Annotated in this window: 15 protein-coding genes, 1 tRNA gene and 1 other RNA gene; 8 read left to right on the top strand and 9 right to left on the bottom strand. The window is 73.3% G+C overall.

The window, feature by feature from the left end; translation table 11 throughout:
- Positions 1-48 precede the first annotated feature (48 nt).
- Positions 49-750 carry a helix-turn-helix domain-containing protein gene (locus ACFVU9_RS29155; RefSeq protein WP_387598391.1) on the top strand — a complete coding sequence of 234 codons (702 nt, stop codon included), beginning with the start codon at positions 49-51 and terminating at the stop codon, positions 748-750.
- On the opposite strand, the gene ACFVU9_RS29160 is transcribed toward ACFVU9_RS29155, so the two are convergent.
- Complete coding sequence (locus tag ACFVU9_RS29160) at positions 747-1,220, bottom strand: VOC family protein (protein ID WP_387598394.1); 474 nt, start codon at positions 1,218-1,220, stop codon at positions 747-749. The two genes, ACFVU9_RS29155 and ACFVU9_RS29160, sit on opposite strands and share 4 nt — an antisense overlap.
- Before the next feature lie 143 nt (positions 1,221-1,363).
- Complete coding sequence (locus tag ACFVU9_RS29165) at positions 1,364-2,446, bottom strand: alpha/beta fold hydrolase (RefSeq protein ID WP_387598397.1); 1,083 nt, start codon at positions 2,444-2,446, stop codon at positions 1,364-1,366.
- A gap of 148 nt (positions 2,447-2,594) precedes the next feature.
- Here ACFVU9_RS29165 and ACFVU9_RS29170 point away from each other — a divergent pair, with 148 nt between their 5' ends.
- Complete coding sequence (locus tag ACFVU9_RS29170) at positions 2,595-3,326, top strand: TetR/AcrR family transcriptional regulator (RefSeq protein ID WP_387598400.1); 732 nt, start codon at positions 2,595-2,597, stop codon at positions 3,324-3,326.
- A 105-nt stretch (positions 3,327-3,431) separates the two neighbouring features.
- Here ACFVU9_RS29170 and ACFVU9_RS29175 read toward each other — a convergent pair whose 3' ends face one another.
- The 4 genes from ACFVU9_RS29175 to ACFVU9_RS29190 form a co-directional block, all read right to left on the bottom strand.
- Positions 3,432-4,556 carry a metallophosphoesterase gene (locus ACFVU9_RS29175; protein WP_380494514.1) on the bottom strand — a complete coding sequence of 375 codons (1,125 nt, stop codon included), beginning with the start codon at positions 4,554-4,556 and terminating at the stop codon, positions 3,432-3,434.
- Positions 4,557-4,997: 441 nt separating this feature from the next.
- Entirely contained in the window at positions 4,998-5,582 is a 585-nt protein-coding gene (locus ACFVU9_RS29180; RefSeq protein ID WP_380444531.1) for a DUF5994 family protein, read from the bottom strand.
- Between the two features lie 205 nt (positions 5,583-5,787).
- Complete coding sequence (locus tag ACFVU9_RS29185; RefSeq protein WP_387598404.1) at positions 5,788-7,056, bottom strand: ATP-binding protein; 1,269 nt, start codon at positions 7,054-7,056, stop codon at positions 5,788-5,790.
- A gap of 89 nt (positions 7,057-7,145) precedes the next feature.
- Entirely contained in the window at positions 7,146-7,595 is a 450-nt protein-coding gene (locus ACFVU9_RS29190; protein ID WP_380444527.1) for a DUF5994 family protein, read from the bottom strand.
- Between the two features lie 264 nt (positions 7,596-7,859).
- Here ACFVU9_RS29190 and ACFVU9_RS29195 point away from each other — a divergent pair, with 264 nt between their 5' ends.
- Entirely contained in the window at positions 7,860-8,288 is a 429-nt protein-coding gene (locus ACFVU9_RS29195) for a CBS domain-containing protein (RefSeq protein ID WP_380444526.1), read from the top strand.
- Positions 8,289-8,444: 156 nt separating this feature from the next.
- On the opposite strand, the gene ACFVU9_RS29200 is transcribed toward ACFVU9_RS29195, so the two are convergent.
- Positions 8,445-9,836, bottom strand: coding sequence for a serine hydrolase domain-containing protein (locus ACFVU9_RS29200; protein WP_387598408.1), 1,392 nt, complete (start codon positions 9,834-9,836; stop codon positions 8,445-8,447).
- Between the two features lie 247 nt (positions 9,837-10,083).
- Here ACFVU9_RS29200 and ACFVU9_RS29205 point away from each other — a divergent pair, with 247 nt between their 5' ends.
- The gene (locus tag ACFVU9_RS29205) at positions 10,084-11,283 is read left to right on the top strand and encodes an FAD-dependent monooxygenase (RefSeq protein ID WP_387598411.1); all 1,200 of its coding nucleotides are present in this window, start codon (positions 10,084-10,086) and stop codon (positions 11,281-11,283) included.
- Here the strand turns inward: ACFVU9_RS29205 and ACFVU9_RS29210 are convergent.
- Complete coding sequence (locus ACFVU9_RS29210) at positions 11,264-14,512, bottom strand: BTAD domain-containing putative transcriptional regulator (protein WP_387598414.1); 3,249 nt, start codon at positions 14,510-14,512, stop codon at positions 11,264-11,266. The two genes, ACFVU9_RS29205 and ACFVU9_RS29210, sit on opposite strands and share 20 nt — an antisense overlap.
- 137 nt (positions 14,513-14,649) lie before the next feature.
- On the opposite strand from ACFVU9_RS29210, the gene ACFVU9_RS29215 reads away from it, so the two are divergent.
- Positions 14,650-15,684 (top strand): NADP-dependent oxidoreductase, encoded by a 1,035-nt coding sequence (locus tag ACFVU9_RS29215; RefSeq protein WP_387598417.1) that lies wholly within the window; start codon positions 14,650-14,652, stop codon positions 15,682-15,684.
- Positions 15,685-15,689: 5 nt separating this feature from the next.
- Positions 15,690-16,292 (top strand): NAD(P)H oxidoreductase, encoded by a 603-nt coding sequence (locus ACFVU9_RS29220; RefSeq protein ID WP_387598420.1) that lies wholly within the window; start codon positions 15,690-15,692, stop codon positions 16,290-16,292.
- Positions 16,293-16,443: 151 nt separating this feature from the next.
- On the opposite strand, the gene ACFVU9_RS29225 is transcribed toward ACFVU9_RS29220, so the two are convergent.
- Positions 16,444-16,528: transfer RNA gene (locus tag ACFVU9_RS29225), tRNA-Ser, on the bottom strand.
- A 110-nt stretch (positions 16,529-16,638) separates the two neighbouring features.
- On the opposite strand from ACFVU9_RS29225, the gene ffs reads away from it, so the two are divergent.
- Together ffs and ACFVU9_RS29235 are read left to right on the top strand one after the other, a co-directional pair.
- An RNA gene (gene ffs, locus ACFVU9_RS29230) (signal recognition particle sRNA small type) lies at positions 16,639-16,729 on the top strand.
- A gap of 83 nt (positions 16,730-16,812) precedes the next feature.
- Positions 16,813-18,241 (top strand): DNA polymerase III subunit gamma and tau (locus tag ACFVU9_RS29235; RefSeq protein ID WP_387598423.1); only part of this gene is annotated, 1,429 nt, incomplete at its 3' end.

The following is an 18,241-nucleotide window of genomic DNA, read 5'->3' on the forward strand; positions in this document are numbered from 1 at the left end:
GGCCTTCCGCGCGTGGCCTTCCGCGCTTCCGGGCGTAGCCTTCGAGGCGTGGCCCCCGAGTACGCCGAGCGCGCGTCCCTCCTCCCCGGTGCGGTGGTGTGGACGCGCGCTGCGGTGCTGCCCGCTCCCTCCGCCGCGCCGGTCCTGCCCGACGGCTGCATGGACCTGCTGTGGACGGAGGGCCGGCTGCTCGTCGCGGGCCCGGACACCCACGCCTTCCGCCCCGGGCCCGGGCTCGCCGGCCCCTGGGCGGGCGTCCGCTTCTACCCCGGTACGGCCCCCGCGCTGCTCGGCGTCCCCGCCCACGAGCTGCGCGACCGCCGCGTCGACCTGGCCGACCTGCGCCCCGCCGCCGAGGTGCGCCGCCTCACCGGCCGCATCGACGCGGCCCCCGACCCGGTCGCTGCCCTGGAGGACCTCGCCCTGCGCCTCGCGGCCGACGCCGGGCCCGCCGACCCGCTGCTGCGCGCCGTCGTCGCGTCCCTGGCGGCGGGCCGGTCCGTCACGGCGACCGCCGAGCGCGTCGCCCTCGGCGAACGCCAGCTGCACCGCCGCTCGTTGAGCGCCTTCGGCTACGGCCCGAAGACCCTCGCCCGCATCCTCCGCCTGCAGCGCGCCCTCGCCCTGGCCCGCTCCGGCGTCCCCTTCGCGGACACCGCGGCCCGGACGGGCTTCGCCGACCAGGCCCATCTGGCGCGCGACGTGCGGGAGTTGACCGGGCTGCCGCTGACCGACCTGGTCCGGTCCTAGGGGGTGTCCTCGGTGAGGACGGCCAGCAGGTCGACGCCGTTGCCGTCGGGGTCGTGCACCGAGGCGTACCGCTGGCCCCAGAACGCGTCGAACGGCTTCAACTCCCCGTGGTACCCGACTCCGACGAGGTCCTCGTACACCGCGTCCACGTGCGCGGGGCTCTCGCAGCGGAACGCGAGCCCAGTCCGGCTGCCGCCGGTCGGGGGCCGCCAGTCCGGGTGGAAGGAGCGGATGGTCGACTCGGCGTCGAGCACCAGGAGCAGTCCGCCCGGCAGCTCCGCCTCGACGTGCGGCTCGTGCTCGGCCCCGTCGGGGAACAGGAGCCCGAGCCGCCGGTAGAAGGCGACCGAGGCGGCCATGTCGGAGACGGCGATGCCGACGAACGCGAACCTCGGTGCCGGCGTGGTGCTTTTCGTGCTGCCGGTGCCGCTCGTACTGCTCGTGCTGATCGTGCTGTTCTCGCTGTTCATGCCCGTCACGCTAGGCGGCGGTGCGGGCGCCCGTCTTGAAGGAAACGGACACTCTCCCGGCGTTGGCGTTGGCGTTGGCGTTGGCGTTGGCGTTGGCGTTGGCGTCGGCGTCGGCGTTGGCGTCGGCGCCGGCGCCGGCGGCCTCAGCGGGCGGCGAGTTCGCCCGTGACGACCGGCCGGACCTTGGTGAGCATGAGCTCCAGGAACTGCTCCGGCTCGCGGAAGGACGCGAAGTGGCTGGCGTTCCGGATCAGGGCGAAGTCCTTGACCGGCGCGCTGACGGCGTCGAAGAGGCGGCGGGCCGGCGCGGGCGGGGTGAGGACGTCGCTGTCGCCCTGGAAGACGAAGAACGGGAGCGCGAAGTCGGTGCCCTCGGCGTACTCGTCGACCGCCATCGCCTGCGGGCCCAGCTGCTCGGCGAAGGTCATGCCCTTCAGGTACGTCCTCAGTTCGCGCAGCGTGTGCAGCGGCGAGAACCAGAGCGAGCGGACCACGACGGTCTTCATGGTGTCGAAGGTCAGCGGGTCGGTGGTGACGACCAGCTTGTTGAACTCCGACCACTGGTGGGTGCTCCACGCCGTGGCGTCCGGGCCCATCGCGGTGACGGCGGCCAGCTCCTTGCGCTTGCCGCCCGCCCGGAGCCGCTCGACCAGGGCGTCGTACGCGGGGTGCGGGCGGCCGCCGACGAGGACGTTCTGGTCGGTGCCGACGTAGGCCGAGTACAGCTCGGGGTGGTTGCGGGCCAGGCGCAGGCCGAGCACGGTGCCGATCGAGTTGGCGACCAGCAGCACCTTCGGCACGCCGAGCCGGGCGCGGACGTACTCGGTGACCTCCAGCGCGTCCCGGTACAGCCGGTCGAGGCTCATCTCGCCCTGCCCCTCCGGGCCCCCGTGGCCGAAGGTCTTGCCGCCGCCCCGCATGTCCCAGCGGACGATCGTGAAGTGCCGCTCCCAGGCCCGGGTGCGGGGGACGAACGGCAGGTTGGAGGCGCCGGGGCCGCCGTGGATCTCCAGCACCACCGGGTTGTCGAGGCTCTCGCCGCGGACGGAGACCCACTGGTCGATGCCCCCAATGCGGACGAACCCGGACTCGTCGATGCCCTTCGGCGACGTGATGCGCATCCGCTCGGCGGCGGCGTGGCGCTTGAGCCCCCGGTAGCCGAGGAGCCCGGCGACGGGGGCGGCGAGCGCGGTGGCGGCGGAGGCGGCGATGACGGTGGCGAGCATGGTGGTTCCCCCAACTGTTTATGGCATCAGCAGTTCGATGTGTTTAAGGTATATACAGTTCCTGTCGGGTGTCAACGGCCCGGCCGGACCGGGCACGGGAACCGGACCCGACACGAGGCACGGGAACCGACACGAGAAGGAGGGCCGCATGGCCAAGGAGAAGGTGCGCGACCTGCGCGCGGGCGTCGCGCTGCTGTGGGGCGAGCAGGACCTGCCCACCCGGGGTCCCAAACCGAGCCTCACCCCGGGCCGGATCGCCGAGGCCGCGGTCGGGCTGGCGGACGCCGAGGGCCTGGAGGCCGTCTCCATGAACAAGGTCGCCGCCGGGTTCGGGATGTCCGCGATGGCGCTCTACCGCTACGTGCCCGGCAAGGCCGAACTCGTCGAGCTGATGGTCGAGTCCGTCCTCGCCGACGCCCCCGACCTCACCACGGCCGGCCCCGACTGGCGCCCGCGGATCGTCGCCTGGGCACGCGCGTCCGAGCAGGTCCACCGCAGCCACCCCTGGCTACTGGCCGCCACCGCGATGCGCCACCAGCTCATGGGCCCCAACCAGCTCGGCTGGCTCGACGCCGCCCTCACCGCCCTGGCCCCCACCGGCCTGACCGCCGCGCAGCAGCACCGCGTCTTCGTCCTCGTCGCCGGATACGTGCGCACCCACGCGCAACAGCAGCTCGACTTCGACGAGGCCCACAGCCGCGAATGGGCCCACCTCACCGGCGAACTGCTCACCCGGCAGCCCGACCGCTTCCCCGCCCTGACCGCCGCCCTCGCCGCCGGTGCCTTCGCCCCCGGCGACGCCGCCGCGCCGACGGACACCCTCCGGTTCGGCCTGGACCGGATCCTCGACGGCGTCCAGGTCCTGATCGACCGCACCTGATCGACCGCACCTGATCGACCGCGCCTGACCGATGGCGCCTGACCGACGACGAAGGGCTCGGACCGCGACGTGCGGTCCGAGCCCTTCGCCCGCCTCGGAGTTCGCTTACGCGGCGCCCGAGCGCAGCGTGAGCACGGTGATCTCGCTGGGGGCGAAGACCCGGAAGGGCGGTCCCCAGAAGCCGGTGCCCCGGCTGGTGTAGAGCTGGGTGCGCTCCCCGTGCCGGCTCAGGCCGTGGACCACCGGCTGGTCGATCCGGACGAGGAAGTTGAACGGCCAGATCTGGCCCCCGTGGGTGTGCCCGGAGACCTGCAGGTCGATGCCGGCGGCCGCGGCTTGCGGGACGTACTTGGGCTGGTGGGCGACAAGCAGCACCGGCAGGGCGGGGTCCGCCCCCTCCAGCGCGCCGGTCAGGTTCGCGCGGTGCCCGGCCAGTCCGGAGGACTCCGCGGTCACGTCGTCCACGCCGGCGAGCACGAGGGCGTCCCCGCCGCGCTCCACCACGACGTGCCGGTTGTGCAGCGGCTCCCAGCCCAGGTCCGCCATGCGGTCCAGCCAGCCCTGCGCCTCCCCGCCGTACTCGTGGTTGCCCGTGACGTAGACCCTGGCCAGCCTCGACCGGATCGTCCCGAGCGGCGCGGACTGCTCCCGGCGCTGGGCCGGGGTGCCGTCGGCGATGTCTCCGGCGTGGACCACGACGTCCGCGTCGAGCGCGTTGACCACCCCGGCCACCCGCGCCGACCAGCCCGCCCGGTCGATCGGCCCGTAGTGGGTGTCCGCCAGCACCACGACCCGGGTCCCGTCCAGACCCCCGCCGAGCCGCGGGACGTGGACGTCCAGCCGCTTCACCCGGGGTACGCGCATCGCCTCGTAGTGTCCCCAGCCCAGCAGCCCGGCCGACACCACGGCCACGGCCAGGGCCACGGTCCTGGCCCGCCCGGCCCCGCCGACGTCGAGCCCGCCCAGCACGAGGTTCACCAGACCGCCCAGCACCGACCAGGTCCACAGCACCCAGACGACGCCGAGGCTGGTGTCCGCGACCCGGGCGGCCCGGTCGGCCCGCCGCGACCCGTGGCCCGCGACCATCAGGAAGGGGAAGGAGACCAGCCAGGCCGCGAAGACGGCGGTGCCGGCCAGGAAGACCGGGAACGGCCAGTCGGCCCCGGAACCGAACAACGTCCACCAGGGCGGAAGGCACAGGACGACGAGAACGCCGACGAGTACGGCCACCCGCCGCCCGACACCCCGCCGCCGCCTCCCGTCCCGGGTGCCCCCGGACTCCTCACTGCCCAGCCGAGGCTCCGCCTCCGACCCGATGGATCCACTCTCGACCACTGCGCCGCCCCTCACGTCTCTGCCCCCATCATCCGCCACGCACCACCGGCCGGGAGGGCCTCGGGGCGCACGAACGGCGGCCGAGACCCGGCGCTTCCGCTGAAGCGCTCCAGCGGAAGCGCCGGATCGGGCTGAGTGACGCGGGTTGAGTGCCGTGGGGATATCGGGGCGGGGCGGGCCGGCCCCGGGCGTAGCTCCAGGCCGTGGGCAGCTACCCGCGAAGCGGCGCCGAGTACTGACGCGCGGTCCGCTCCGGACGGACCACAGACCCTCGGCGGTGGTCCGTCCGGAGCGGTGGCCCCGCCGCCGTGGCGGGCGCCACGGCCGTCCCGCCGGCTACGCGGGTACCGGCCAGGCGGCGGCCCGGCCGCGGGCGACGTCCGCCCGCCTGTCCGCCTCGGCGGCGTCGTCGGAGGGAGCGACGGCCGACGGCAGGAAGTCGGAGCGCGGCCCCGGCGCCTGCACTCCGCTGCCCGTCACCATGGCGAGCAGGGCGCTCGCGTCCATGGTGTTCGCGGGACGGGCGGCTTCGGCCATCAGCCGGGCGGCATCGACGGCATCCGTCTCCGGCGGGACGACCAGCAGGTTCAGCCTGCGGGGGGCGTACGAGAACACCGCGATCGTGTGCTCGTCCTGCTCGGTGGTGAACCAGCCCGCGTGGACGGTGTGCCCGGCGACCGGGATGCGCGGGGGGATGACGGGCCACTTCGCGGGGTTCACGGTGATCCGGGTGATCCGGCCCCACCGCTCGTCGATTTCGGCGGCCAGGGCGGGGAGTTCGAGAAGGAGATCACGCGAGCGGGGCCACCAGGCCCCGTCCAGCCGGCCCGGCCGCACGCCACGGGGCGCGAGCGCGAGGGAGAGCCGTGCGGTGGAATCCGGGGCGGCGGGCGTCGTCGCACGATCGAGTGTCGTGGTCATGACCGAGGACCTGTCTCCGGGTCCGGCCCACGGGGTCGGGCCCGGCATTGCCGTTCGCCGGAGACGACGCCAGTATCCGGTGCCGGCATGCGAAGTGCCTTCGGTGACATCCAGGTTACTCCCGGTCCGGCCCGGACCGGGCATGGTCGCGGTGGCGGGGTTTCAGCCCGGCGCCGTCGGACTGGCCCCGGAACCGCGGGCGTCCTCAGACCCGCCCGTAGCGGACCGCCTGGTCGGCGAACTCCCGGGCCATCTCCTCGGAAACGGTGGGGCGGGTGCGGTGGATGGCGTCCAGGTAGTCCTGGGTGCTGGGCTGGGTCCGCTCCCCGGTGTCGAGCGTGCGCTCGAAGGCGCTCTGGGCGACCGCCATGGCGACCTGCCTGATGTCGGCGGGGGTGAAGCCCTCGCTGGCCCCGGCGAGGACCGCGGTGTCGGCGGCGGTACCCGTTTTCGCCGTGTAGCCGGCCCACAGCACGTCGCGGGCCACGGAGTCGGGCGGCCCGACCGGCAGGACGTAGTCGAACCGGCCGTGCCGCAGGAACGCCGGGTCCAGGGCGGTCACCGAGTTGGTGGCGCAGACGAGCAGCCGGCCGTCGCGGTCGCGGAACCGCACGATCGACTTGAGGAGTTCGTTGACCACGCCGACCGACGCGGGGGCGGCGAGGCTGCGCGTGCCGGCGACCTCCTCGACCTCGTCGATGAAGAGCAGCACGTGGTCGAGCTGCGCCACCTCCTCGAAGCGGCGGCCGAGTCCGGTGGCCAGCCCCTCCTCGGACGCGAGCCGGGAGGGGAAGAGCTCGACGAACGGCCAGCCGAGCCGGCCGGCCACGGCCTTGGCGAACGTGCTCTTGCCCGTGCCCGGCGGACCGAACAGCACCACCGCGCGGGGTGGTTCCACCCCGTGGGCGTCCGCCAGCCCGGGATTCGCCAGCGGCAGGACCAGACGCCGTTCGATGAGCCGCTTCTCGTCGGCCATGCCCGTGAGCTGCTTCCACAGGCCGGCCTCGGGCATGACCGCGCCGAGCGCCGCCAGGACCGTCGCGCCCTGAGCGCCCACGGCCTCCGACTTCTCGAAGTACGTGAGGCCCCGGTGGGGGTGGAATCCGGAGTTGACCAGTGCGGTGGCCCCGGTCTCCTCGTCGGGCAGCAGCGCCGCGACGATCCTGGCGCCGGCGTCCCGCAGACGGTGCTCCAACGCCGACAGCAGGGCGGAACCCATGCCCAGGTTCCGCCAGGCGGGGTGCAGGGCGATGCGCAGCACCCAGGCGCGGTCCCCGTCCACCCGGCCCACCGCCGCGCCCACGAGGTGTCCGTCGGCCACCACGACGACGCTCGGGTTCCGTGCCTGCAAGGCGGCGACGACGTCGGAGAGCCGGAAGACGGCGGCGCGGTCCGTCGTGGTGCTCTCCGCGTCGAGGCGGACCACCGCTTCGAGGTCGTCCGGCGTGAAGTCCCGGACATGCCATACAGCCATACGCCGCTCTCGGACGTCGCTCCCGGACGTCGCGCTCTCCTTGGCTTCCATCATCGGCCGACCCCGCTGCGGCCGCCTGCCCGGACCGCTCAGCGGAGCAGGAGCTCCGCCGCCGGGGTGTGGTTCCCGGTCGCCGAGGCGCCGGCCATGGCCGAGGCGGCCGTGGCCGAGGCGGTGCCCGGCGGGACCACCAGCAGCAGGAAGTGGTCCTGGAAGCCCCGGGTGACGCTGATCGTCGCGTCGCTGCCGGTGAACCAGTTGATCCGGATGGTGAGGCCGTTCGCCGGGACGGACCGGGGCACTCCGTCCCAGGCCGAGGTGTCGAGGCCGACCCGGACGATGCGCCCGAAGTGGGCGCCGAGCGCCGTGATCAGGTCCGGCAGTTCGGCGAGGACGTGGTTCGAGCGGGGCCACCAGGCGCCGTCGAAGACACCCTCCCGCGACATCGTCGGTTCGAGTTCCAGCCGCGGCAGCAGCGGGGAGCCGGGCACCGTCCACGGCCCGGAGGAGGAAGAGCTGGGGAATGGAATCGGCATCATGCGAAGCCGCCCGTCCGGTCCGCGAGGGACCCGTCAGACCCAGGGCGACGTCGGCGCTGATGCCGGTGTGCGGAATGTCCTCGGTTGTCTCCCACGCTACTCCGCGGCGGTGCGCTCCGAGCCGCTCCGGGCCGCTCGCCACCGGAGTAGGGTCGTAGACATCCAGGGCATCCCGCATTCCGGTACCCGTTCCGGCTTCGTTCTGGTTGAAGGACAGCCCGGCAGCCCCCCGGCGGGCAGCCGGAGACGGGAACGGTGAGCACCGTGACCACGCACTCCCCGCAGCCGGCACGGCGCAACCGCGGCCTCACGGTCGCCGACGCCATGGACCCCTGCGACTACCGGATAGCCGACGACGACACCGTCGACCAGGCCAACGACGTCCTCCGCGGCGCCGGCGTCGAGTACCTGCTGGTCCGCGACCACGACGGCCGGTGCGAGGGCCTGGTCACCCGGACCGGACTCCACGCGTTCCTGGCCGGTTCCTGGTACACCGAGCGAACCGCGATCAGCGCCACCGCGCACCAGCGCGGCCCGTTCGCCTGGCCGACCATGGGGCTGGCCCTGGCCGCGATCGCGATGCGGATCAAGCACCTGGAGGTCTGGCCCGTCGTCGACGAGGACGGCTTCATCCTCGGCGTGCTCACTGCGGACCGCGCCACCGGGCTCCTGGCCGTCGCTCCGGCCGCCTGAACCCGTCGGCGCAAGTGCCTGACATGTCGTCAGGCAGTCCGCACCGCAACAGCAGAGACACCACGCTCACGGCGTGGCCCCGGGCTTCGAATACCCGGGGCCACGCCGTCGCGCGAGCAGGGTCGGTGTGGCCGGGACGACGTCGTTGCGATCGGGCTACCGGTCCGCCGGGGTCCTGGTGAAGAGGCGGCCGGCGAGGTCGGCTCCGGTGATCGTGCCGGCGTCGTCGCGGGTGAAGAAGCCGCGCTGTCCGGTGAGGCCGCCGCTGGTGACGATGTACTCGTCTCCGTCGCCGGGCAGCAGGCCGAGGGCGGCCGGGGGCAGGTCCGCGGGCAGTTCGGTGTCGGCGGCCGCGCGGATCTCCGGCTTGATGGCGCAGGCGATCGTCAGCCCGGCGCCGTCGACGGCGATGGTGAGCGCCATCACGTCGTTCTCGTAGGTCCCGGCGGCCTCCTGGGCCCGGGCCTCGTCGAAGGGGAGGGGCTCCGGATCCCGCTCGACCAGCCCCAGGTGGTGTTCGAGCGCCCACCGGAGGGCGGCCCGGTTGAAGGCGAGGCCGCCGTCGGGCCCCGCGTTGGACAGCGCGGCGACGGCGAAGTCGCGCTCGGGGACGATGAGGAGTTCGGCGAACTGGCCGTTGGTGGAGCCGCCGTGGCCCACGGTGCGCACGCCGTCCACGTCGCGCAGGAACCAGCAGATGCCGAAGGCGTCGCCGAGCGTGCTGCCGTGCAGTTCGACGGTCTGCTGCCGCATGCGCCGCAGGGCTTCGGCGGGCAGGACCGGGGTGCCGTCCTGGGCGCGGCCGTCACCGAGGTGGAAGCGGGCCCAGCGGAGCAGGTCCGCCACCGAGGACGCGCCGCCCCCGCCGGGGTTGTTGGCGCGGGTGTCCTTCCACTTCCGCGCGACGGTGGGTGTGCCGTCCTCGCCGACGGTGTGTCCGACGGCGAAGCGCCGGGTCATGACCTCGTTGACCGCGAAGGAGGTGTGCGACAGGCCGAGCGGCTCGAACAGGAGTGAGGAGACGGCCTGTTCGTAGGTCAGACCGGTGACCTTCTCGATGATCCGCCCGGCCAGGTTGAACGCCATCTGGCTGTAGGAGGCCCGGGTGCCGGGCGGCGCGATCGGCTGCGACTCGGACATCCTCGCCACGTACGCGGCCAGGGCGTCGTCTCCCTCGCCGGTGTCGACGTTCATCCGCCAGTCCAGTCCGGCGGTGTGGTTGAGCAGGTTGAGGACGGTGATCCCGGCCGCGGCCCGCTCGTCCGGGAGCACCAGCTCGGGGACGTAGCGGCGCACCGGCGCGTCCAGTTCGACGCGCCCTTCGGCGACCAGGCGCATCAGCACGGTCGCCGTGAACGTCTTGGAGACCGAGCCCAGCACGAACAGCGTCCGCTCGTCGACGGGCAGCGGGTTGTCGACGCTCGTCACGCCGTGGCAGGCGTAGATCTCCTTCCCGCCGGCCCATACCCCGACGGCGACGCCGGGCAGCCCGTACTCCTCGGCCGTCGCCTCGACGAACGCGGCCAGCGACTCCTGCGACTGCGCCATGGCACTTCCCCCTTCTCCCTCGCGCACGCCACCCCGATGGCCGCGGCGCCACACTGCGAACTGAACCGTGATCAAGTGCGCGCCACAGCACGATGTCCACGGTCAGGAAAGCCGCCGGCCCGTCAGGTGGGCCGCAGGCGGCTCGCCGAAGCTATCGCCCGAACCGGTTTTGAACAAGTGTCTTGCACAAGTGTCTAACACTGCAGTACTGTCAGTGCCGGTTCAGACCTGACTCGGGGGGCTTCCCATGAAGAACACGAACGTCCTGATCTCCGGTGCCGGCATCGCGGGCACGGCCCTTGCCTACTGGCTGCGGCGCCACGGCTTCACGCCCACGGTGGTGGAGCGGGCTTCCGGGATCCGGGAGGGCGGCTACAAGGTCGACATCCGTGGTGCGGCGCTGGAGGTGGTCCGGCGGATGGGCGTGCTGGACGAGATCCGCCGGTTGCGCACCGACGTGCGAGAAGGGTCCGTGGTCGACGCCACCGGCAAGCGGGTGGCGAGCATGGACGGCGACACCTTCGGAGGGCGCGTCCACGGAGATGCCGAGATCCTGCGCGGCGACCTGAACCGCATCCTGTACGAGCTGACCGAGAACGACGTCGAATACCTCTTCGACGACTCCATCGCCTCGCTCACCGACGGCCCCGACGGGGTGAAGGTCACCTTCGACAGCGGCCGCACCCAGGTCTTCGACCTCGTCCTCGGCGCCGACGGGCTGCACTCCCGGACCCGTGACCTGGCCTTCGGCCCGGAGAACCGGTACGTCCGCGACCTCGGCCACTACATCTCGATCTTCAGCGTCCCCAACCGGCTGGACCTGGACCGCGAGGAGCTCACCTACGTCGGCGCCGGCCGCACGGTACTGACCTACAGCACCGCCCGGGACACCGGAGCCAAGGCGATGTTCCTCTTCGCCTCCGAGCCGCTGACCTACGACCACCGCGACCGCGCCGAGCAGCAGCGCCTGCTCACGGACGCCTACGCCGGAGAGGGCTGGGAGGTCCCCGGCCTGCTCGAAGGCATGGCGAGCGCCCCCGACTTCTACTTCGACTCGCTCAGCCAGGTCCACATGGACCGCTGGTCCCAGGGGCGCGTGGCCCTGCTCGGAGACGCGGCCTGCTGCGCCTCCCCCGCGTCGGGGCAGGGGACCGGTCTCGCCCTGGTGGCCGCCTACGTCCTGGCGGGAGAACTGGCCGCGGCCGGCGGCGAGTACGAGGCCGGTTTCGCGGGCTACGAACGGCAGGTGCGGCCCTTCGCCGAGCAGAACCAGAAGCTCGGGCCGGCGAACGTCAAGCGGATGGTCATGCGCACCAGCGGCCAGGTCCGGTTCTCGATGGCGATGCTCTCGCTGATGGCGCGACTGCCCGGCAAGGAGCGCATCATGGCCAAGCTCATCGAGCCCATCCACAAGGCGGCCACCGCCATCACCCTCGGCGAGTACTGAGCGGCCCCGCCGCCGCGGCGCTCGGGTCGCCCGCGGCGGATTCGGGCAACTCCGGTAGATGGCCGACGGGTTCCAGCTCGCGGCCCCGCCGGAAGGCCGCTGCGAAGGCGTCCTTCCCGAGGGCCTCGGTCGCGCGCAGGCTGATGCGGTCGACATCACCGCGTTCGGCCCGGGGAAGCGGTGCGCCGAGCGACTCCCGGACGGCGGCGGCGGTGCCGAGCAGCCGGGCGGCGTGGTCGGGTCGGTCCGCGAGGGCCTGTGCTCCGGCCAGCCCTTCGAGCGCGAGTGCGACCGCCCGGGGATCGCCGGTCCTGCGGGCCGCGGTCAGACCCTCCAGGTGCAACTCCCGTGCCTGCCGGGCGTCGCCGCGCTGCTCGGCGACGAAGCCGAGTTCCGCGAGGATCAGGGCCAGCCCGGAATCCACACCCAGCCTGCGGTTCCACTCCAGCCAGGGACGCAGATGCGCCTCGGCGGCATCGAGCTCGCCCTGCCGGCGGGCCCCGAGGGCGAGCCCGGTCTCGGCGAACTGCTCCGCGGGCCGGTGGGACTGCTCGGCGGCCAGCCGCCGCGCCCGCTCGTGGAACTCCCCGGCAGGGCCGAACTCGCCGGTGAGCAGGGCGATCCGGCCGAGCCTGGACAGGAAGAACGAGACGTCCGTCCAGAGTTCCAGTTCCTCCGCGATGCGCACGCCGTCGCGGTGCAGCCGGGCGGCCTCCTGGTAGTCACCGGCGATCTCGGCCAGCACGCCCAGCTGTTCGGCGGCCCGCAGCTGTCCCCATCGGTCACCGAGTTCGGCGAAGCGTTCCGTGCCGTCGACGGCGTGCCGCCTCAGGCCGGCCAGGTCGCCCCGGTACATGGCCAGGCTGGCGAGGGTGCTCTGGGTCGCGGCGATGCCCCAACGGTCGTCGGCGGCGCGGAACTCGGCCACCAGTCTGGCGGTGAGCTCCTCGTCGGACGCCTCCGCGAAGCCGCACCGGGCGAGGGCCAGGAACCACCGGGCCCGGGTGCCCGCACCGTTGATCGGCTGGTTCGGTAGCGTACGGTCGCCGGCCAGCAGGGCGAACGCCGCCTGCCTGACCAGCGCGTCGGCCCGGGCCGTGGAGTCATGCGTCGCGGAGCCGTCCTCGCGACCGAGCGGGCCGGTGTCGAGCGCCAGACCGAACGAACGCCGGGCCTCGCCGAGCCGTCCGCGCAGGAACCAGTACCAGGCCAGTGCGTTGACCTGCCGCACGGCCGATGCGGCGTCGCCGTCGGCGGCCGCGTCGGCGAGTGCGGCGCGCAGATTGGTGCTCTCGTGGTCGAGTCGACGAAGCCATCGGCGCTGGTCGGGGCCGTACAGCCACGGCTGCGCCCGTTCGGCCAGCTCGGTGTAGTGAATCCGGTGCCGTTCGCGTGTGAGCCGCAACTCTCCTGCATCGTCGAGCTGTTCGAGGCTGTAGGCGGCGACCGACTCCAGCATCCTGTATCTCGGGCCGTCCTCGTCGTCCAGCGCGGTGACCAGCGAGCGGTCCACCAGGCGGGTGAGCACGTCGAGGACGGCGTCGGCGGGTACGTCCGATGCGGAGCAGATCTCCTCGGCGGCGGCCAATGTGCAGCCCCCCGCGAAGACGGCCAGTCGGCGCAGTACGGCGCGCTCGGGGTCGGTCAGCAGCTCCCAGCTCCAGTCGATCACCGCGCGCAGGGTCCGCTGCCGGGCGGGGGCGGTCCGCCGCCCCGCGTTCAGCAGCCGGAACCGGTCGGCCAGGCGCTCGGACAGTTCGTGGACGCCCAGTGTCCGGACCCGGGCGGCGGCGAGCTCCAGCGCCAGCGGGATCCCGTCGAGGCGCTCGCAGATCAGGGCCACGACGTCGGCGTTGGCAGGGCCGAGGGCGAATCCCGGGGCGGCGGCCGCCGCCCTCGCCGCGAAGAGCCGGACCGCATCGGGCTCCGGCAGCGGCTCGACCGCGTGCAGCGTCTCGCCGGAGACCGCCAGCGGCTCCCGGCTCGTGGCCAGGACGCGCAGGCCGGGCGCGTGCCGCAGCAGCCGCTCGGTGAGCTCGGCGACCGGCTCGACGACATGCTCGCAGTTGTCCAGGACCAGCAGCGTGCGCCGGGGGCCGAGTGCGTGGGTGAGCCGGTCCACTGCCGGGCCGGGTGGCGGACCGGCGCCGGCGTGGTCGCGGATGCCCAGTACGGCGGTCACGGCCGAGGCCACCTCGGCCGTGCCGGTGTTCCCGCCCGTTTCGGCGGCGAGTTCGACCAGCCAGACCCCGTCGGGGAAGGAGGACGCGTCGCCGGCCCGGGCGGCTTCCAGGGCGAGTCGGGTCTTGCCGGCTCCGCCGGGCCCGGTGAGGGTCACCAATCGCCCGGCTTCGAGTAGTTCGCCGATCCGGGCGAGGTCCCGGCCTCGCCCGATCAGATCGGTCAACCCGGCCGGCAGGTTGGTGCGTGGCGGGTCGGGCCGGTCGGGCGGGGGAGCGGCGAGGGTGACTGGGGAGGGCGTCGGTGCCAGGTCCTGCCGGAGGATCGCGCTGTGCAGGGCGACCAGCTCGGGGCCAGGGTCCAGCCCGAGTTCCTCGGCCAAGCGTTCCGTCAGCGCGCGGTAGCCGGCCAGCGCCTCGGTCTGCCGGCCCGAGCGGTAGAGCGCGCGCATGTGTAGCCCCCGCAGTCGCTCCCGCAGCGGATGGTCCCGGGTGAGATCGCCCAACTCGTCGGCCAGCGCCAGGTGGTCGCCCAGCTCCAGGCGCCCGTCGGCCAGGTCCTCCAGGGCGGTCAGCCGTTGCTCGTCAAGCCCGGTGGCGGTCGCCGCGGCGAACTGGTGGTCGCGGAACTCGGCGAAGGCCAGCCCGCGCCACAGTGCCAGGGCGTCCGAGAGCAACGGGACCCGGGCCCGCGGGTCCGCGGTGCGGCGTGCCCGAATGATCAGGTCGGCGAACCGGGCGCTGTCCACCGCCTCCTGCGGCACCTGCAGCAGATAGCCGGCCGGCCGGTGGACGACCAGCTCCCGGCCGCCGGGCTCGGCCGACTCCAGGGCCCGGCGCAGCTGCGAGACCTTGGTCTGGAGCGTGTTGGCCGGGTTTCCGGGCAAGGCCTCGCCCCACAGGTCGTCGACCAGGCGGTCCGTCGGGACCGGTTGCCCGTGGTGCGCCAGTAGATCGGCCAGCAGGGTGCGGACCTTCGGCTCGCGGACGGTGACCGGATCCCCCGCGTCGGTACGGACCTGCAGTGGACCCAACACCTCGAAGCGCATGACGCCACGTTAACTCCAGCCCTGAACAAGCCTTCGTGCGAGCCCGTGCGTGGACCGTCAGCCGATCGTGCGCGGCCCCCGGCAGAGTCGTCCCCGTGACCGAGAACGGCCCCGCGGAACGGAAGAGGAAGCCCACCATGACGAACCAGACCACGAACCGGAGCACCATCGTCTCCGCCGAGATCCACCTCGCCTCGCGTCCGGCCGGCGAGCCCACCGCGGACAACTTCGAGCTGGTCCGCACCGAGCTGCCGGAGCCGGCCGAGGGCGAGATCGTCGTCCGCAACACCTGGATGTCGGTGGACCCGTACATGCGGGGCCGGATGGACGACGCCCCCTCGTACCTCCCGCCGTTCCGGCTCGGCGAGGCGCTGGAGGGCAGCGCGGTCGGCGTGGTGATCGCCTCGCGCTCCGCCGCGGTGCCGGTCGGCGCGACCGTCTTCCACTGGCTGGGCTGGCGCGAGCACGCGGTGCTGGACGCCTCGGCCGCGACCGTCGTCGACACCGGCATCGCCCCGGCGTCGGCGTACCTGGGTGCGTTGGGCACCACCGGCCTGAGCGCGTACGCGGCGCTGACCGTGACCGCCCCGGTGCGCGAGGGGGATGTGGTCTTCATCTCCGCCGCCGCCGGCGCCGTGGGCAGCATCGCGGGCCAGCTGGCCCGCCGGCTCGGGGCCTCTCGGGTGATCGGCTCGGCCGGCGGCCCGGAGAAGGCGGAGAAGCTGGTGACGGATTTCGGGTACGACGCCGCGATCGACTACCGGGCGGGCTCGCTGGAGGAGCAACTCGCCGAGGCCGCGCCGGACGGTATCGACGTGTACCTGGACAGCGTCGGCGGCGACCACCTGCGGGCGGCCATCGGCGCGATGCGCAGCGGCGGCCGGATCGCCCTGGTCGGCGCCATCAGCGGCTACAACGACACCGTGCCGGCTCCCGGCCCCGACAACCTGTTCCGGGCGGTCGCCAAGGAACTGACCCTGCGGGGCATGCTCGTCAGCAACCAGTTCCACCTCTTCCCCGAGTGGATCGAGCGTGCCGCGGGTTGGCTCGCCGACGGCACGCTCCGCTCCGCCGAGACCGTCCTCGAGGGGATCGACCAGGCGCCGGCCGCGTTCCTCGGCGTGCTGCGCGGCGCCAACACCGGCAAGATGCTCGTCCGGCTGGAGGGCTGACCGCCATGGCGCAGCACGCCCTGCTGGTCCTCGCCCACCCGCGCGGCGACTCCCTCACCGCACGGATCGCCCACCGCACCCGCGAACGCCTGGCCGCCGCCGGATACACCGTCGACCTGCTGGACCTCTACGCCGAGGACTTCGACCCGCGCACCGGCCCCGAGGACGAGCCGGACTGGACGGACCGGGAGAAGCGGTACTCGCCCGAGGTCCGCGCCCACATGGACCGGATCGTCACCGCCGACGTCGTGGTCGTGGTCTTCCCGGTCTGGTGGTTCGGACTCCCGGCCATCCTCAAGGGCTGGATCGACCGGGTCTGGAACTACGGCTTCGCCTACGGCCGCAGCCGCCCCCGACTGGGCGCCAAACGGATGCTCTGGCTCGGCCTCTCCAGCTACGCCCGCGAGGAATTCGCCCAACGCGGCTGGGACACCCTGCTCGACCGCCAGCTCCGGGTCGGCATATCCGAGTTCTGCGGCATCGACGACGCCACCGTGTCCCTGGTCCACAACTCCCTGAGCGCCGGCCCGCAGGCCCTCACCGCCGCCGACGCCACCCTCACCGAGTTCCTGCCACCCCCACCCGGAGCGGATTCCCCCGCCGCATGACCGACCACTGCGGCAAGAGCAGCCCGATGTCGGAGACCGCCGCGGTGGCGGTCGGAGAACCCGACTGAGGCCGGGACCGGAACCCGGGAACGACGAAGGCCCGGGCCGCGTGATGCGGTCCGGGCCTTCGTGCTGCCATGGCTGGCAGAGGCGGAGGATACGAGATTCGAACTCGTGAGGGGTTGCCCCCAACACGCTTTCCAAGCGTGCGCCCTAGGCCTCTAGGCGAATCCTCCGTGGGAGAGCTTAGTACATGTTTTGGGGTGCTCGCGACCAGCTATCCCGAGGTGGGGAGGTGGGGGTGGCCTGTGGATCGTCGGGGCTGGGATCCGGTAGTGTTGGGGGCAGCCCCTCGTGTGGCGTTATCTCTCTGAACCCCCCCAGGGCCGGAAGGCAGCAAGGGTAGGAGGGCTCTGGCGGGTGCACGGGGGGTCTTTGCGTTCCCGGAGGGCCTTCCAAGGGGCTGCGGGTGGGACGAGGGGTGCCGCGTTTGTCGGTCCGTCCCGATATCGTCGGGGGTGTGTCCCTAGCCCTGTACCGCCGCTACCGCCCCGAGACCTTCGCGGAGGTCATCGGGCAGGAGCACGTGACCGCTCCGCTCCAGCAGGCCCTGCGCAACAACAGGGTCAACCACGCGTACCTGTTCAGCGGGCCGCGCGGCTGTGGGAAGACGACGAGCGCACGCATCCTGGCCCGCTGTCTGAACTGTGAGCAGGGGCCCACGCCGACGCCCTGCGGCGAGTGCCAGTCCTGCCGGGACCTCGCCACGGGCGGGCCCGGGTCGATCGACGTGATCGAGATCGACGCCGCGTCGCACGGTGGTGTGGACGACGCGCGCGAGCTGCGCGAGCGGGCGTTCTTCGCGCCGGTGCACAGCCGGTACAAGATCTTCATCCTGGACGAGGCTCACATGGTGACCTCGGCCGGGTTCAACGCGCTGCTCAAGGTGGTGGAGGAGCCGCCGGAGCACCTCAAGTTCATCTTCGCGACCACCGAGCCGGAGAAGGTCATCGGGACGATCCGGTCCCGGACGCACCACTACCCGTTCCGGCTGGTCCCGCCCGGCACGCTGCGCGACTACCTGGCCGAGGTCTGCGGCCGGGAGGGCATCCAGGTCGAGGACGCGGTGTTCCCGCTCGTCGTCCGGGCCGGCGCCGGGTCCGTGCGCGACTCGATGTCGGTCATGGACCAGCTGCTGGCCGGCGCCACCGAGGGCGGCGTGACGTACCAGATGGCGACGGCGCTGCTCGGGTACACGGACTCGGCGCTGCTGGACGAGGTGGTGGACGCCTTCGCCGCGCAGGACGGCGCGACGGTGTTCCAGGTGATCGACCGGGTGGTCGAGGGCGGGCACGACCCGCGCCGGTTCGTCACGGACCTGCTGGAGCGACTGCGTGACCTCGTGATCCTCGCCACCGTGCCGGAGGCGGGTGAGAAGGGGCTGATCGACGCCCCCGCCGACCGCGTCGCCGTGATGCAGGCCCAGGCGGACGCCTTCGGGGCGGCCGAGCTCAGCCGGGCCGCCGACATCGTCAACACCGGGCTGACCGAGATGCGCGGCAACGCGGCCCCCCGGCTCCAGCTGGAGCTGATCTGCGCCCGCGTGATGCTGCCCGGCGCCTACAGCGACGAGCTGTCGCTCCAGGCACGGCTCGACAAGCTGGAGCGGCGGGCGGCGGCGGGCGGTTTCGCCGGGCCGATGGCGGTGCCGGGCACGGCCGCGCCCGTGATGGCCGCCCCCGCGGTGGCAGCATCGGTGGCAGCACCGGTGGTGGCGCCGCCCGCAGCGGACGTCCCGGCTCCGGCTCCTGCACCTGTCCAGGCGGCCCCGGTCGCAGCCCCGGCCCCCGCCCCCGCAGCCCCTCCGGCGCCCGCCGCCCCCGCGCCGGGCGCGTGGCCGATCCCGCGCAGCTTCCCGCCCGCCGGCGGCGCCCCCGCAGCCCCGGCCC

The sequence above is a fragment of the Kitasatospora sp. NPDC057936 genome (assembly GCF_042887525.1).
Classification (GTDB): domain Bacteria; phylum Actinomycetota; class Actinomycetes; order Streptomycetales; family Streptomycetaceae; genus Kitasatospora.

What these genes read in the sequence shown, in the direction of transcription:
- ACFVU9_RS29160 (WP_387598394.1), bottom strand. Translation starts at nt 1,220, where the DNA reads ATGAACAGCGAGAACAGCACGATCAGCACGAGCAGTACGAGCGGCACC.
- ACFVU9_RS29165 (WP_387598397.1), bottom strand. Translation starts at nt 2,446, where the DNA reads ATGCTCGCCACCGTCATCGCCGCCTCCGCCGCCACCGCGCTCGCCGCC.
- ACFVU9_RS29170 (WP_387598400.1), top strand. Translation starts at nt 2,595, where the DNA reads ATGGCCAAGGAGAAGGTGCGCGACCTGCGCGCGGGCGTCGCGCTGCTG.
- ACFVU9_RS29180 (WP_380444531.1), bottom strand. Translation starts at nt 5,582, where the DNA reads ATGACCACGACACTCGATCGTGCGACGACGCCCGCCGCCCCGGATTCC.
- ACFVU9_RS29185 (WP_387598404.1), bottom strand. Translation starts at nt 7,056, where the DNA reads ATGGCTGTATGGCATGTCCGGGACTTCACGCCGGACGACCTCGAAGCG.
- ACFVU9_RS29190 (WP_380444527.1), bottom strand. Translation starts at nt 7,595, where the DNA reads ATGATGCCGATTCCATTCCCCAGCTCTTCCTCCTCCGGGCCGTGGACG.
- ACFVU9_RS29200 (WP_387598408.1), bottom strand. Translation starts at nt 9,836, where the DNA reads ATGGCGCAGTCGCAGGAGTCGCTGGCCGCGTTCGTCGAGGCGACGGCC.
- ACFVU9_RS29205 (WP_387598411.1), top strand. Translation starts at nt 10,084, where the DNA reads ATGAAGAACACGAACGTCCTGATCTCCGGTGCCGGCATCGCGGGCACG.
- ACFVU9_RS29210 (WP_387598414.1), bottom strand. Translation starts at nt 14,512, where the DNA reads ATGCGCTTCGAGGTGTTGGGTCCACTGCAGGTCCGTACCGACGCGGGG.
- ACFVU9_RS29215 (WP_387598417.1), top strand. Translation starts at nt 14,650, where the DNA reads ATGACGAACCAGACCACGAACCGGAGCACCATCGTCTCCGCCGAGATC.
- ACFVU9_RS29220 (WP_387598420.1), top strand. Translation starts at nt 15,690, where the DNA reads ATGGCGCAGCACGCCCTGCTGGTCCTCGCCCACCCGCGCGGCGACTCC.